The organism is Mangrovimonas sp. CR14 (assembly GCF_011764015.1).
GTDB classification, from domain to species: domain Bacteria; phylum Bacteroidota; class Bacteroidia; order Flavobacteriales; family Flavobacteriaceae; genus Mangrovimonas; species Mangrovimonas futianensis.
The window spans coordinates 23,737-37,780 of record NZ_JAAFZY010000004.1 but is presented as its reverse complement, the minus strand read 5'-3'; the positions used below and the strand labels follow the sequence as shown (position 1 = coordinate 37,780).

Below are 14,044 nucleotides of genomic sequence, written 5' to 3'. Positions count from 1 at the left end.
AAAATTTATCAAACACACCCCCATCTTTCATAGGGCACTCTAAAAAGAAATGTAAAATTTATCAAAAACCACCCTTCATAAATAGCAGATAAGTTAAAATAACATATATTTGCCCCATTATTGAATTATCAAAAATTAATTTAAAAAATGGCAAAATCTAAACTTGAGTATATTTGGTTAGATGGTTACTATCCAACTCAAAACATGAGAAGTAAAACCAAAGTTGAAGATGACTTTAGCGGGAAGCTGGAAGACTGCCCAATTTGGTCATTTGATGGAAGTTCTACTAAACAAGCAGAAGGCGGGTCATCTGACTGCCTTTTAAAACCGGTTGCAATTTATCCAGATCCTACAAGAAAAAATGGATACTTAGTAATGACAGAAGTTTTAAACGCTGATGGAACTCCTCACGAATCAAATGGAAGAGCTACTATTGACGATGATGATAATGATTTTTGGTTCGGTTTTGAACAGGAATACTTCATCATGGATAAGAAAACACAATTGCCATTAGGATTTCCAGTAGGTGGATATCCAGGACCACAGGGATTATATTATTGCTCTGTAGGGGGGTTAAACACCCACGGAAGAGCCTTTGTTGAAGAACATGCTGATTTATGTATAGATGCCGGATTAAACTTCGAGGGAATTAACCAAGAAGTCGCTTCAGGTCAGTGGGAATTCCAATTGTTTGCAAAAGGAGCTAAGAAAGCAGGAGATGAAATTTGGATTGCCCGTTACTTACTTGACCGCTTAACTGAAAAATACGGTTATTATATTGAATACCATCCAAAACCTGTTAAAGGAGACTGGAATGGTTCTGGAATGCACGCGAACTTCTCTAATTCAGTATTGAGAACATGTGGAGACAAAGAAACCTACATGAAAATTTGCGAAGCTTTCAGACCAGTGACTAAAGAACATATTGAAGTTTATGGAGAGTTTAACGACCAACGTTTAACTGGAAAACACGAAACCGCTTCAATTAATGATTTCAGCTATGGCGTATCAGATAGAGGAGCTTCTATAAGAATTCCTATTATCACTGTAGAAAAAGGATGGAAAGGATGGTTAGAAGACCGTCGTCCAGCTTCTAATGGTGATCCTTATAAAATTGCAGGTAGAATTGTTAAAACAGTTAAATCTGCTATTTTAGACTAGACTGCCTCATTAATTTGTTCATAATAAAAAAAAGCTTACGATACCGTAAGCTTTTTTTTTATTTTAAATACTACTACAAACAAACTTATTTTATAGCCATATAAACAAATAAAATGTAGGCTCCTAATAGAACAAAACCCTTATATCTATAAATTTCAAATCGACGTGGGATATATACCATAGGTAAAAGTACAGCAGCAATTCCTATCATCCAAAAGATATTAGTGGATAGAATTTCAGGAGTTGCGGGATTAACTTGAATTGGTTTAATGATAGCTGTTAGCCCCAAAACAGAACAAATATTAAAAATATTGGACCCTATCAAATTACCAAGCGATATGGCCTTTTCCTTTTTCAATGCCGCTATCACCGATGCCGCAAGTTCTGGAACACTCGTACCAATAGCAATCACTGTAACTGAAATAGCATATTCAGAGACCCCAAGCGCTAAAGCCAATTCCTTGGCTCCAAAAACCAACCATTCACTTCCAAAATATAATGCCAAAGCACCTATCAACAACCACATAAAAATTTTAAAGCCAGATACCTCTTTTAAAGCATCGTCTACCTCTTCCAAATTAATTGTTAAATTCTTTCTGGAATCCCTTATCAGAATGATTAAAAATAGGATCAAAATAGCCATAAAAAACACACCCTCCCATTTACTCAATAACTGATCGTTTTTTAAAAAAACATAGAGCAACAGAGACATTATCATCATCATGGGCCAATTTAATTTGAAAAAACTGCGGTCGACTATCAAGGGCGAAATTACTGCTGTCACTCCTAAAACCAAGCCTATATTGGCTATATTAGAACCTATAACATTCCCCAAAGAAATATCTGAAGAACCATCTAAGGCAGCCTGAAGACTCACCAATAATTCTGGTGCTGAAGTTGCAAACGACACAACGGTCATCCCAATGACCAGTTTAGACAATTTCAACTTAAAAGATAGTGCAACTGACGACCTTACCAAAAATTCTCCTCCTACAACTAAAAGTAAAAGCCCTAAAAGCACCCAGACAAAACTCATATTACATTTTTGTGCGAAGATATACAACATGAATTTCTTTTCACAATGGAACTAAAAAAAAGGGAAATCATGTCATTTTAAAATTCCCGTAATTTTCTTTCACAATTATTAACAAATCGGTCCATTTTCGACCTAAAGTCATGTTAAACTTTTACAGAAATCAAACTTCCGTTGTAATTTTGAATAAGAAATTTAAATGAGATTAAAGTATACTACATGACCATGTAGTTGTTTTCATAAATAGTTAGTTAGTTAAGAGTTAAAAACGTGCCGATGGCACGTTTTTTTTTCTCCCTCCTAAAAAAACTAAAAAAATAGTTAAAAAACTACAAATATAGTTGCATAACTATTTTTTTAGTTATACGTTTGAATTCGAACAATCAAATTTTAGATCGTTATGCAAAAGCTCACAAACAAAGAAGAAGAAATTATGCACATTTTATGGAGACTAGAAAAAGCCTTTGTAAAAGATGTTTTAGCTGAAATTCATGACGATAAGCCGCATTACAACACCCTTTCCACCATAATTAGGAACTTAGAAGATAAGGGCTATGTAACCTATAATGCCTATGGCAAGACCCACCAGTACTACCCTATTGTTTCTAAAGAGGATTACAAAAAGAAATTCATGAACACGGCCATTGAAAGCTTTTTCAATAATTCTTATAAAAATGTCGTTTCCTTTTTTGCCAAAGAAGAAAAAATAAGTGTAGAGGAGCTTAAGGAAATAATCGATTTAATCGAAAATAAGCAATGATATGGAATATTTCATTAAGGCTTCGAGCATCTTAACCATTTTCTATTTGGTTTATTTCTTATTCCTAAAACAGGAAACTTTCTTTCAAAGCAATCGGTTATTTTTGCTGACAGGGATTATATGTGCCATCATTTTACCTAATATCCTCATACCTATCTATGTTGAAATAGAGCCTCAATTAATAAATTCAGACCTACCACAAGGTGTCTTGATCGAACCTACTGAATTTACCTCTAAGTTCAATTGGCTTATTCTTATACCTTATACCTATTTTACGGTCACCATTCTTTTATTAGGTAAATTTTTAATAGAGATTACTTCAATTTTTGGCCTGATAAAACGAGGGAATGTAAAAAGTTCTGAAAATTTCAAAATGGTAGAAACCATAGATCCCATTTCGCCTTTTTCTTTCTTTAAATGGATTTTTTACCATCCAAAACAATTTCACCTAAGTGAACTCAAATTAATCATAAACCACGAAAAGGCTCACGCAAAACAATACCACTCCCTAGATGTCCTATTTATGGAACTGACTTGCATTATATTCTGGTTTAATCCTATTTCATGGATTTACAAAAAATCACTAAAACAAAATTTGGAGTTTATAGCTGATAAGGAAACGCAAAAATCATCTCAATGTCAAAAGACCTATCAAAGATTACTTTTAAAAACAAGTCTCAAAAATCATCACATGGCTCTGGCCAACCCCTTTTATAATTCATTAATCAAAAAACGAATAGTTATGTTACAAAAATCAAAGTCAAGTAAAATTAAGGCATGGAAATACTTCCTTATTCTTCCCCTTTTGGCAGGATTTCTTATGAGCTTTAATACCAAGGAGGTGTTTCTAACCAAGAAGACAGAGCCTACTAATACCAATCAAATAACCGTGAGGGCTTCATCAACCACTCAAGAATTGAATAAGATAGAGCGTATGTTCACCAACAAGAATTTACAATTTAAATTTACAGATCTTACAAGGAATTCAAAGCAGCTTATTGAAACGATTTCTATCAGCACCAAAAAGTTTAATGATTCAAAATTTACCAAACGCCTAACTATTAATAAACAAGATAATGCAGAAGGGATTGCTTCCTTTAAAATTTCAAAACAGGGTGATGGCGATGACATTTTATTTCAATTAGCAGACAATAAACGTTTTCCCCAATCGAATCCAACCGTGCTTTTGGGAGAAAGAACCATAGGAATGTTAAAAGAAGTGGAAAAAGAGAAAAAGACGTTAGGAGACTCTCCACTTTACATTGTTAATGGAAAACCTTTAAAAGAACACCAAATTCCCTCCAAACAATTTACTGTAGACAGCTCTATCACACTTATACCAAAAAAAGAAGCTATTAAAACCTACGGTAATCAAGCGAAGGATGGAGCAATTATTTTTAATGGAAAGGTTTCCTTTGACCAAAATAAAACCATCACAGAAATAATTATTACTAAGGATTTCACGGAAGCAGACTTGGTCAAGGTCAAGAATGATTTCAAAAAGGAAGGTATTGAAATTAAATTCAAAGGAATTAAGCGTAACGAAACAGGTGAAATAATAGCAATTAAAATAACGGCCAAGGGAACCAATTTAAGCGCCAATTATCAAATATCAACAAGTACTCCCATAAGCCCTATCGTTATTCAATACAATTCAGATGGCAACAAAATATCAATCGGTAATTGGAAACAAAAAGAAAAGGGAGAACATATATATGTCTTAAGAAAGCCTCAGGATGACACGGTAGAAATCAAGGTTGATGGAATTAGAGAAAGCGATATGATCTTTATAGATGAAGATGGAGAAAAACAAACAGTCAAAGTTGCGGGTACAACTAAATTTCGAAAAAAAAATTCACATGAAATAATTGAAATAAAAACCGATAAAGATGGAAAAGTGTCAAAGAATGTTTGGGTTACCAAATCTGAAGATCAACCTATGATTTGGACCTCTGATGAAGATGTAAAGATTGAAATTGACTCAGAAAAATCTGGTGATTTCTACTTCACCAGTCCATCAAATGCAAATCCGCTTTACTTAATCAACGGAAAGGAAGTCTCGAAAGAGGATGTCTCGAAAATGGATAAAGAGAAAATTGAATCTATTGATGTGCTCAAGGGCGAAAAAGCAGTTGAAACATACGGTGATAAGGCCAAAGATGGTGTCATAAGCATTAAAACGAAGTAAAGAAAAATAAAATTTATTTATTTAAAACCAGCTAAATTTAGCTGGTTTTTTGCTTTCATGGCGATTCTTTCTCTTTCCTAAACAACTACTGTTTTCTTCACATAGAAAGATGAAGTACACCCAAAACCATTCAAAATGTGTCCATTTTTAGAACATAAAACCAAAAAACCATCAAAAATCACCTAGAAAAGTTACAAAACAAAACTCAAAGGACGAATTCATACTATATTTTAAAACCATATTCAAGGCACTAAGGCTCCTTTTTGAAATCAAAAACACCTAAAACACTTTTAAATCAGAAATCAATTTCATCAATTTCAAGCAAAACATTTGGAGACAATTATTCGGTCATTGTATATTGAAAAAACAATTAAACTATTAACCTTTAAAACCTCAAAATTATGATCGCTATTGCTTTGTATCTCATTGACCTTATTTGTTCAATGTTCTAAAAATGTTTCTGTAAAACTTAGTTCTAGAATAAGTTTTACTATTTTTAAACATCACAGAGTATTACGAAACATGAAATCCAGGTTTTTTAAATTTTTAGCTTCAATAAATAAATACGTCTTACCAAGTTTCACCAAACAAAAATTAGATCTTGCAAAAGCTAAAAAATGGCAATTAGCTATTATTGGGTGGCGGGCTTATGTGACCAAACAAGCCTTAGACTAAAAAAAACCACGAAAAGATTCCGTGGTTCATTGCTATTAATAATTACCTAGTTCTTAGTGTGGTAATTTATTTCTTAATAATCCGTAAACATAAGTTCCTAAAAGAGCAGATACGATCACTACCAAGATTGGCAGAAACCCTGCTCCCAATAAAGTAAACATAGGACCCGGACAGGCTCCTGCAAGTCCCCATCCCAGTCCAAAAATAATGCCTCCTATTAAATAGCGGCTAATACTCATGTCCTTAGGCGAAAAGCTAATTTCCTTTCCAGTTGTATCTTTTATATGTTTTCTTTTAATGACTTGAACCATAACTACGCCTATAGCCAATGCAGATCCAATTATACCATACATATGGAAAGCATCAAATTGAAACATTTCATAAATCCTAAACCATGAAGCCGCTTCTGATTTAAACATGGTAATTCCAAACAGCATTCCTATCACCAAATATGTTATTGTTTTCTTCATCATAATTTAAAATATTAATGGGAATAATAAATGCACCATCACCAAACCTCCAATAAAGAAGCCTATAACAGCAATTAATGAAGGTAATTGTAAATTACTCAAACCCGAAATAGCATGACCCGAAGTACATCCACCTGCATATCTTGATCCAAATCCAATAAGAAAACCTCCAATAATCAATAATGACAAGATTTTAAAATTTGATAAAACAGACAAATCAAACATTTCTGAAGGCAAATAAGAAGAGCCTGCACTGTCAAAACCCAACTCCTTTAAAGAAGCAATAGAATTAGCACTGATATCAACTGCTGTGGAGTTAGATAAATAATGAGAGGCAATAAAACCTCCAATGATTGTGCCTACAACCACCACCAAATTCCAACGTTGCTTCTTCCAGTCAAAGCAAAAGAACTCACAATTCTTATCTGCACCACATATGGTACACAAAGTTCTCAAATTAGAAGACATTCCAAATTCCTTTCCTACTTTTAAAAGTAGAAACATCACAAACGCTATTAATGGCCCAGACACATACCAAGGCCATGGCTCCAAAATAAAATCCATAATTTTATTCAAATTAATTATTGTACAAAGTAACGGCAATATAAGCCTATTGTATGTAACATTTGTTACTTAATCACCCAAAAACTTAGTGTTCTCCATAGCTCACATGATCCATCTTACCTTTAAAAACCTTGTATTGAATGAAAAAATAAACTGCGACTAATAGAATCGCAACAGCAAACCACTTAATCCCTACTGACAACCCATAATCATCGGCTGCCATATTGTAAATAGTTAATGAGGGGTTTAAAGAATTGGTAGATGGCAACAAGTTTGGAAAGATGGAAGCCGCAGTTGATGCAAAACCACCAACAAGAAATAATGTTGAGAAAATAAGTCCTGTACCGTCCTTCTTAAAGCTTCTAATACGAAACAATCCCAATAGCCCGACAACCATTAAAACTGGAAACACCCATAAATATGGGTTCTTTATAAAATTATCAAATGGATTGGGTTCAATAATATGCCATGTTAAAACAGAAACAATTACCAAAGCCATTAGAACAAAGTTCAAAATAAATATGGCCTTTCTTAATTTCTTATTCAAAGAAGAATTGGTTTTAAAAATGATCCAATTGGCTCCATGGATGGTTAAAATAACAACAGCAATTATCCCCAGAAGAATGGTAAACCAATCGATAATACCCAAATGCACCGCTTTCGGACTAAAAGTAGGATTCCATAATGGCAGAAAAAAGTAATGAGGTTCATGTGCAGACACTCCATTTTCAACCATTCCCAAGTTCACACCTCTTACCACATTTCCTAGAGCTATTCCAAAAAACAATGCCAACAATAAACTTGAGATGCCAAATGCCTTATCCCAGATACTTTCCCACATTTTATTGTGAACTTGCCCTCTCAATTCCAAACCAACGGCTCTAAAAATTAACAACCACAAAATCATCATTAAAGGCAAATAAAAACCACTGAATGAAGAGGCATACAATGTAGGGAAAGCAAAAAACAAAACACCCCCAGAAGCAATCAACCAGACCTCATTAGCATCCCAAAATGGACCTATAGATTTAGTAATTGCTTTTTTATCTTCCTCTGATTTTGCGAAAAACAAATGAATAATACCAGCTCCAAAGTCATAACCATCTAAAACCACATATATGGCTAACATAAACATAAGTACGATATACCAAAATAATTCCATAATTACGATTTTACGGGATGTGGCCCTTTATAAATAATTTTCCCCACTAAAATTAAAAACAACATGCCTAACAGTAAATAAAGGCCGATAAACCCTAAAAGCGTAAACAAGGTATTCCCTGAAGACACTGTTGGTGAGGCCCCTTCTGAGGTTCTCAATAAATTATAGACCAACCATGGTTGTCTACCCAGTTCTGCCGTATACCAACCTGTGGTATTGGCTATATACGGAAAAGGAACCATAAACAATAGCGCCCATAATAACTTGTTGGTTTGAAATAGTTTTTTTCGCTTCAACTGTATAAAAGCTAAAAGCATTAACCCAATAAAAATGGTTCCCAGACCCACCATAATGTGGTAAGAATAATACAATCCAGGAATATTGGTTGGATACAAGTCGGCATCAAATTCATTTAATCCTTTAATTTCAGCATCCCACTTTTGATAGGTCAAAAAGCTTAATATATTAGGGACCGCAATTTTATTGTCTAACTTCTTATCTAAGATATTAGGTTGTCCTATAAGGATTATTTCAGAACCCCCATCTTCTGTTTCAAAAATACCTTCCATAGCAGCAAAGGTTACCGGTTGATGCTCCACCACATTTTTAGCTGCTAAATCTCCAGTAGGAAATGCTACCAAAATTGTTGAAATCAAACCAAAAATAATACCCGTTTTTAGGAATAATTTTCCAAACTCAAGATGTTTATTATTCAATACATAGAAGGCTCCAACAGCAGTTACTACAAAGGAACTAGTCACTACAGAAGCAGCTTGATTATGTAAAAATGAGGGCCACAACCAAGGATTTGAAAATAGTGCTGAAAAATTGTTCAAAACAAACTTTCCGTTTTCTAGAATCTCATATCCCACCGGATATTGCATCCAGGAATGAGTGGCAATGATAAGGAAACCACTTGCCCAAGAGCCAAGAAAAACCAAAAAACCAGTTACAAAATGAAGTTTATGGCCTAAAAGTTTTTCTCCAAATAGAAACAAACCAAGAAAAGAAGATTCCAAGAAAAAGGAAAACATCCCCTCCATAGCCAAGGTTTGACCTATAATACCTCCTGTTAGTTCCGAAAATTTAGCCCAATTGGTTCCAAATTGAAATTCCATAGGGATTCCTGTCACCACTCCCATAGCAAAATTAAGAGCAAAAATTTTCATCCAAAACTTGGCGGCATCATTGTACTTCTCCAAATGAGACCGAAGATATTTCCATTTAAAGTAGACAATCATTAAAGACAGTCCCATGGTAAGTTGTGGAAATAAATAATGGAAGGTTATTGTGAACGCAAATTGCATTCGATCGTAGAAAAGCATATCCTCCATAAAGGCAATTAATTTTAGCTGATCAAATTTAAGAATTTAACTAAGGAACACAGCCATAAATACCAATAATAAAACTTCATTTCTGGCTGTAATTAAAAATATAACACAAGTGATTTCTAGTAAAAAAACTCTAACTATCATTTCATACTTCAAAAGGCTTTTTTGCAAAAAACCTGATGACTGAGGCTTCACCTTGATGATAATCACCCTCATCAAGAACAATAAAATCTTTTCTCAATTCTAAAAATTCCAAACCATCAAAATAGTCCTTTACTTCATCCCGTGAGAACAACATATCTTTATCTTTTGGTCCACCGGAACTAAAATTCAATTGTTCTTTTGAAAAACCCTCAAAAATCACATGTCCCCCTGGCTTCAAAAATTTCAATAGGTTTTGGAATACTTGTTTTTGGATGGATACAGGAAAATGAGTAAAACTAAATCCTATCACATCAAACAGTGTTTCTGATTCAAAATCTAGAGCATCGCAGACTTGATAATTAAATTCCACCCCATTCTTCTTAGCCAATTCAAGTGCTTTCTTCCTTCCTACTTCACTGTAATCAAAGGCCGTAACCTCCCAATTTTGTAATGCGGCATAAACCGCATTTCTACCTTGACCTTCGGCAGGTAATAGAAGGATTCCCTGATTTAAATCCCGCAACTTTTCCTTAAAATATTCATTGGGCCTTGTCCCATAGGTATACTCATCTTCTTGATATCTGTTATTCCAAAAGTCTTTCATACTTAAATATCATTAAAAGAGAAGAGATGGATTCTACCATCTCTTCCCTACCTAACTAAAAATCTAATTACATCAATCTAATTATACATTTTGGCCTTTTAACATTTTGTTCCAATACAAATAAGGCAATCCATATTTTTTCAACAACCACAATCTATAATGCTCCTTAGAACTATCAAAAATCAGCATTTGTTTTAACTTAGGGTCTGGAGTAAAATTGCCGTCATAGTCAAATTCAGCCAAAGCCATTTTACCATATCCAGTTATCAAAGGACAAGAAGAATATCCGTTATATTTCTTGTTGGTTGCTTTCTGTGACGCCATAAGTTTTTTTATGTTATCAATTACTACAGGCACTTGTTTTCTAACTGCAGCCCCTGTTTTTGCGGTTGGCAACCCTGCAACATCTCCCAAGCCAAATATGTTTTCATACTTGTTATGTTGTAACGAGTGTAAGTCAACATCTAACCAGCCATCAGCGTTTACCAGACTTGATTCCTTAACAAATTTTGGTGCTGTTTGAGGTGGTGCTAAATGCAACATATCAAATGGCATTTCAACTACTGTTTCTCCAGACATTTTTTCTCCTAAAGAATTGTCTTCAGTCACATAACAATTGCTTTCATCAGGGTCAACATTTTTAAAATAAACCAATTTCTTATCCGCATCAATCTTCACTGGAGCATAAAAAGGTTTAAAATGCATACCATATCTATTGATAACCTTCTCTAATGTTTTTTTAATGGGTTTCACACCAAAAATAACACTACCTGGGGTAGCAAATACCACATTAGTTTTATCTAAAAGATCATGTTTTCTGAAATAATCAGCAGATAAGTAAGCTATTTTTTGTGGTGCCCCACCACATTTTATTGGCGTTGTTGGCTGGGTAAACACGGCATTACCTCCTTTAAAATTTTTCAAGGTTTCCCATACATGTTTTGGATTGGTATAAATACTACAAACCACTCCTTTCTCCATAGCTTCAGGAAGTCCTTCAATGAGCTCTGGTGCCATCACCAATCCTGGTGCAACAACTAGATAATCATAGGAAATATCTCCATTATCTTTGGTTGAAACAGTATTATTCTCTGGAATAAATCCAGTTGCAAAATCCTTAATCCAAGTCACCCCAGAAGGAATAACCTCTTTCATAGGCTTTGAGGTATCTTCATAATCATAAGTCCCAGCTGCTACCAAAGTAAAAGCAGGTTGATAGTAATGGGTATCTGATGGCTCTATAATTGCAACATCAAAATTTTTATTTTGATTTTTAAATTGGGCTGCAGTCATAATACCAGCCGTCCCTCCTCCAATAATAAGTATTTGATAATGTGATTTCATCTCGTCAAAATTTTACACTATAAAGATACCTCAAGGTCACAATTTATTCAGTAACCTTTGTTACAGATTGTTTATTTACAAAGAACTTAGAAATCTGACTACAATCTATTTCTTACAAGTATTTATTCCTAAAATAGGATATAGCGGGCAAAAACCGACCAAGCTGGTTAGGATAAAAACTGCGGCCAAAACGTACAGAATAATTGCAATCGTACCTTCTATGATATTAAAATACCCTAAGGCAATAAAAACGACAGCCAATAAAAGTCGAATGGTCCTGTCTGGATTTCCCATGTTATTTTTCATGACATTAATCTTTTAGCAAGTTTATAGTTCACCTAAAGTTAAGCAATAATATGCTCTAAAACATACATTTACACTTATATCTAACCAAAAACATTAGATTCCTTTTGATCCTTTATTATAAAAGTCCTAAATGGATGTTAGAATTTTCTGGGTCAAATCTCTTTCTTGAAGAACACCAGGTTGTTTCCACAAAATTTCCCCTTGCTTAAATAACATAAGGGTAGGTATGCTTCTAATGGCATATTTTGCTGATAAGGCTTGATTCTTGTCCACGTCAATTTTGATAATCCTAACCTTATCACCCAAGCTTTCTTTCACCTGTTCTAGGATAGGAGCCATCATTTTGCACGGACCACACCAATCTGCATAAAAATCAACCAAAGTAGGTTGAGATGAAGCAACTATTTCTGAAAATTTTGCCATAACTAATTGCGTTTAAATTTTTAAATAATTTTATAAGTCAAAGTGGTTTCCCAAATATGATTTGTCACAAATGAATCTGAGTTGAGTTTCAAATACACATCGTGATACCCACTTCTGATTGATACCTTATCATTAATTCGATATTTCAATCCCAAGAACATCCAATTCTGATTGAGGGACTTAGGCCTTACACCTTGATCCAAATTTAATAAAACCTCATCATAAGCCGTAACCTGCAATTTGGTTTTCAATTCCTCTTTAAAAATGGGAATATTAACTATGAAACGGTATCTGAACCTATGATTAAACTTAGTTCCCTCAATTTGATAAATGCCTTGGTTGTTCACCAAGCGATCTTTAAATCGTTGTTCCAATCTTAATCTATGCGCCAGATTGAATTTCTTAAACTTATTTTTGAGTATCACCTGCTCCCAGACATTATTTTCCAATACATCAAGTCTAGTACTAAAACTTGAATACGCATAATTTTTAATGTATGAATATCCGATAGAGAGATCCACTTCCTCTTTTGAAATATAATGAAATGAGGGTCTAATAATAAACTGCTCCCAATCCGTCGTAAAGTTGGTGCGTCTAAAATTAAATTCGGTACTCACATAATATTTAGCACTTATAGCACCTTCTAAGATTAGGGTATTCCAACTACTATAATGCTTGTAATTTGAATCTTGAGATTGTGCCTGTGGTATTACTAAAAGTAATAAAATACCCCACAAACAACTTTTTAAATTCTTCATTTAGCGTTTTAATTACAGCAGAAGGCTTATTGCCTAAAGTCTTTTGTTCTGACATCCCTGCTTTTGATGGTCTTTAAACCATTCTGGCTGGTTCAATTCATTTTCAAACATATAATCTGCAATCAACCTAATGTCTTCCTCACTAAATGCTTGTTTGGGCATCAAGTTAAACTTTCTTACGGCCCCAGGCATTTGGGATTTTTCTAGAGTAGGTTCTTTAACAAACTCCCAAATCGCAGATTTAAAATCTTCTTTACTAGTTTCTGATCCCAAATAGTGCATTTTCACAGCTTGCATAGGTGGAGCCAACCTATTATCCATTGTAGCCGTAGGACTGTGACAAACTGCACATTTAGAATCTAAAAGTGCTTTCCCAGGATGATTTTCACGACTAGTCTCTACACGGTCTGCCGCTAGATAGTTCTCTTTTTTTTCGGGTTGTTCACAAGCATTCAAGCCTATAAAAACCATTACTAATGCCACTATTTTTTTCATAATTAACTTATTTTACCTGTCATACAACTTACCATTGACTTGGCTTTTGCTGTTAGACCATTTTCTTCATCAATCGATGGATATCCCAAGGACTTTAAAGTCTCCTTTACCTTCAAACTATCTGCTTCTGAATTACTGTGAAAAGAAACTTTGGATTGCATCACGTCAACCTCAACGTCAGAAATATTATGTATTTCAGACACTTTGGAAATGATTGTTTTTGCACAACCTCCACATTTTAGATTTTGAACTATTATTGCTGTTTTCATTTGAATTAAAAATTTTTCTCCCAGGCGAGATATCCTCCTTTGAGATCATATATTTGAATAAATCCCATTTTTCTCAAAACTTTTGCAGCATTGAAGCTACGCTGTCCTGATCTGCAAAAAACATAAACGGGTTTTGATTTGTCCATTTTGGCAAAACCTTCTCGAAAAGATCCCTGATCAAAATAATCTAAATTCAAGGCATTTTTAATAGTGCCTCTTTGGTATTCTTCAGGTGTTCTGACGTCTACCAGTTGCACATTGTCTTGAATAGCCTTTTTATATTCTGAAATTTCAAGGACATCTATTCCTTCTATATTCTGGGCACCTAGCCCCATTAAATCACTTAAAAATGACATA

General features: G+C 34.1%; 16 protein-coding genes. 3 read left to right on the top strand and 13 right to left on the bottom strand.

Annotation, left to right across the window (positions count from 1 at the left end; genetic code table 11):
* The first annotated feature begins 147 nt into the window (after positions 1-147).
* On the top strand, positions 148-1,161 hold the full coding sequence (locus GZ212_RS08915; protein WP_166959160.1) for a glutamine synthetase beta-grasp domain-containing protein: 1,014 nt from the start codon (positions 148-150) through the stop codon (positions 1,159-1,161).
* A gap of 85 nt (positions 1,162-1,246) precedes the next feature.
* On the opposite strand, the gene GZ212_RS08910 is transcribed toward GZ212_RS08915, so the two are convergent.
* Entirely contained in the window at positions 1,247-2,197 is a 951-nt protein-coding gene (locus GZ212_RS08910) for a calcium/sodium antiporter (RefSeq protein ID WP_166959158.1), read from the bottom strand.
* Between the two features lie 397 nt (positions 2,198-2,594).
* On the opposite strand from GZ212_RS08910, the gene GZ212_RS08905 reads away from it, so the two are divergent.
* Positions 2,595-2,954: a BlaI/MecI/CopY family transcriptional regulator gene (locus GZ212_RS08905; RefSeq protein WP_166959156.1), complete on the top strand. Its 360-nt coding sequence runs from the start codon at positions 2,595-2,597 to the stop codon at positions 2,952-2,954.
* A 1-nt stretch (position 2,955) separates the two neighbouring features.
* Complete coding sequence (locus GZ212_RS08900; RefSeq protein ID WP_166959154.1) at positions 2,956-5,142, top strand: M56 family metallopeptidase; 2,187 nt, start codon at positions 2,956-2,958, stop codon at positions 5,140-5,142.
* 728 nt (positions 5,143-5,870) lie between these two features.
* Here the strand turns inward: GZ212_RS08900 and GZ212_RS08890 are convergent.
* From GZ212_RS08890 to GZ212_RS08835, 12 genes are all read right to left on the bottom strand, one after another.
* Positions 5,871-6,287 carry a YeeE/YedE family protein gene (locus GZ212_RS08890; protein ID WP_053972563.1) on the bottom strand — a complete coding sequence of 139 codons (417 nt, stop codon included), beginning with the start codon at positions 6,285-6,287 and terminating at the stop codon, positions 5,871-5,873.
* Between the two features lie 6 nt (positions 6,288-6,293).
* Positions 6,294-6,851 (bottom strand): YeeE/YedE family protein, encoded by a 558-nt coding sequence (locus tag GZ212_RS08885; RefSeq protein WP_053972247.1) that lies wholly within the window; start codon positions 6,849-6,851, stop codon positions 6,294-6,296.
* Positions 6,852-6,936: 85 nt separating this feature from the next.
* Complete coding sequence (gene cydB / locus GZ212_RS08880) at positions 6,937-8,013, bottom strand: cytochrome d ubiquinol oxidase subunit II (protein ID WP_166959152.1); 1,077 nt, start codon at positions 8,011-8,013, stop codon at positions 6,937-6,939.
* Between the two features lie 2 nt (positions 8,014-8,015).
* A complete protein-coding gene (locus tag GZ212_RS08875; protein ID WP_166959150.1) occupies positions 8,016-9,347 on the bottom strand; it encodes a cytochrome ubiquinol oxidase subunit I in 1,332 nt (443 codons plus the stop codon).
* Between the two features lie 142 nt (positions 9,348-9,489).
* Positions 9,490-10,092, bottom strand: a complete 603-nt coding sequence (locus GZ212_RS08870) for a class I SAM-dependent methyltransferase (protein ID WP_166959148.1) — start codon at positions 10,090-10,092, stop codon at positions 9,490-9,492.
* An 81-nt stretch (positions 10,093-10,173) separates the two neighbouring features.
* On the bottom strand, positions 10,174-11,436 hold the full coding sequence (locus tag GZ212_RS08865; protein WP_166959146.1) for an FAD/NAD(P)-binding oxidoreductase: 1,263 nt from the start codon (positions 11,434-11,436) through the stop codon (positions 10,174-10,176).
* Between the two features lie 105 nt (positions 11,437-11,541).
* Entirely contained in the window at positions 11,542-11,742 is a 201-nt protein-coding gene (locus tag GZ212_RS08860; protein WP_166959144.1) for a DUF2892 domain-containing protein, read from the bottom strand.
* A gap of 126 nt (positions 11,743-11,868) precedes the next feature.
* A complete protein-coding gene (gene trxA / locus GZ212_RS08855) occupies positions 11,869-12,165 on the bottom strand; it encodes a thioredoxin (protein ID WP_053972241.1) in 297 nt (98 codons plus the stop codon).
* A 20-nt stretch (positions 12,166-12,185) separates the two neighbouring features.
* A complete protein-coding gene (locus GZ212_RS08850; protein WP_166959142.1) occupies positions 12,186-12,923 on the bottom strand; it encodes a DUF2490 domain-containing protein in 738 nt (245 codons plus the stop codon).
* A 33-nt stretch (positions 12,924-12,956) separates the two neighbouring features.
* The gene (locus tag GZ212_RS08845) at positions 12,957-13,418 is read right to left on the bottom strand and encodes a cytochrome c (RefSeq protein WP_166959140.1); all 462 of its coding nucleotides are present in this window, start codon (positions 13,416-13,418) and stop codon (positions 12,957-12,959) included.
* Between the two features lie 2 nt (positions 13,419-13,420).
* Complete coding sequence (locus GZ212_RS08840) at positions 13,421-13,687, bottom strand: heavy-metal-associated domain-containing protein (RefSeq protein ID WP_166959138.1); 267 nt, start codon at positions 13,685-13,687, stop codon at positions 13,421-13,423.
* Positions 13,688-13,692: 5 nt separating this feature from the next.
* The gene (locus GZ212_RS08835) at positions 13,693-14,043 is read right to left on the bottom strand and encodes a rhodanese-like domain-containing protein (RefSeq protein WP_166959136.1); all 351 of its coding nucleotides are present in this window, start codon (positions 14,041-14,043) and stop codon (positions 13,693-13,695) included.
* Position 14,044: the final 1 nt, after the last annotated feature.

Excerpts from the sequence above, each read along its gene's own strand:
- GZ212_RS08915 (WP_166959160.1), top strand. The coding sequence starts at position 148 with ATGGCAAAATCTAAACTTGAGTATATTTGGTTAGATGGTTACTATCCA.
- GZ212_RS08910 (WP_166959158.1), bottom strand. The coding sequence starts at position 2,197 with ATGAGTTTTGTCTGGGTGCTTTTAGGGCTTTTACTTTTAGTTGTAGGA.
- GZ212_RS08905 (WP_166959156.1), top strand. The coding sequence starts at position 2,595 with ATGCAAAAGCTCACAAACAAAGAAGAAGAAATTATGCACATTTTATGG.
- GZ212_RS08900 (WP_166959154.1), top strand. The coding sequence starts at position 2,956 with ATGGAATATTTCATTAAGGCTTCGAGCATCTTAACCATTTTCTATTTG.
- GZ212_RS08890 (WP_053972563.1), bottom strand. The coding sequence starts at position 6,287 with ATGAAGAAAACAATAACATATTTGGTGATAGGAATGCTGTTTGGAATT.
- GZ212_RS08885 (WP_053972247.1), bottom strand. The coding sequence starts at position 6,851 with ATGGATTTTATTTTGGAGCCATGGCCTTGGTATGTGTCTGGGCCATTA.
- cydB (WP_166959152.1), bottom strand. The coding sequence starts at position 8,013 with ATGGAATTATTTTGGTATATCGTACTTATGTTTATGTTAGCCATATAT.
- GZ212_RS08875 (WP_166959150.1), bottom strand. The coding sequence starts at position 9,347 with ATGGAGGATATGCTTTTCTACGATCGAATGCAATTTGCGTTCACAATA.
- GZ212_RS08870 (WP_166959148.1), bottom strand. The coding sequence starts at position 10,092 with ATGAAAGACTTTTGGAATAACAGATATCAAGAAGATGAGTATACCTAT.
- GZ212_RS08865 (WP_166959146.1), bottom strand. The coding sequence starts at position 11,436 with ATGAAATCACATTATCAAATACTTATTATTGGAGGAGGGACGGCTGGT.
- GZ212_RS08860 (WP_166959144.1), bottom strand. The coding sequence starts at position 11,742 with ATGAAAAATAACATGGGAAATCCAGACAGGACCATTCGACTTTTATTG.
- trxA (WP_053972241.1), bottom strand. The coding sequence starts at position 12,165 with ATGGCAAAATTTTCAGAAATAGTTGCTTCATCTCAACCTACTTTGGTT.
- GZ212_RS08850 (WP_166959142.1), bottom strand. The coding sequence starts at position 12,923 with ATGAAGAATTTAAAAAGTTGTTTGTGGGGTATTTTATTACTTTTAGTA.
- GZ212_RS08845 (WP_166959140.1), bottom strand. The coding sequence starts at position 13,418 with ATGAAAAAAATAGTGGCATTAGTAATGGTTTTTATAGGCTTGAATGCT.
- GZ212_RS08840 (WP_166959138.1), bottom strand. The coding sequence starts at position 13,687 with ATGAAAACAGCAATAATAGTTCAAAATCTAAAATGTGGAGGTTGTGCA.
- GZ212_RS08835 (WP_166959136.1), bottom strand. The coding sequence starts at position 14,043 with ATGTCATTTTTAAGTGATTTAATGGGGCTAGGTGCCCAGAATATAGAA.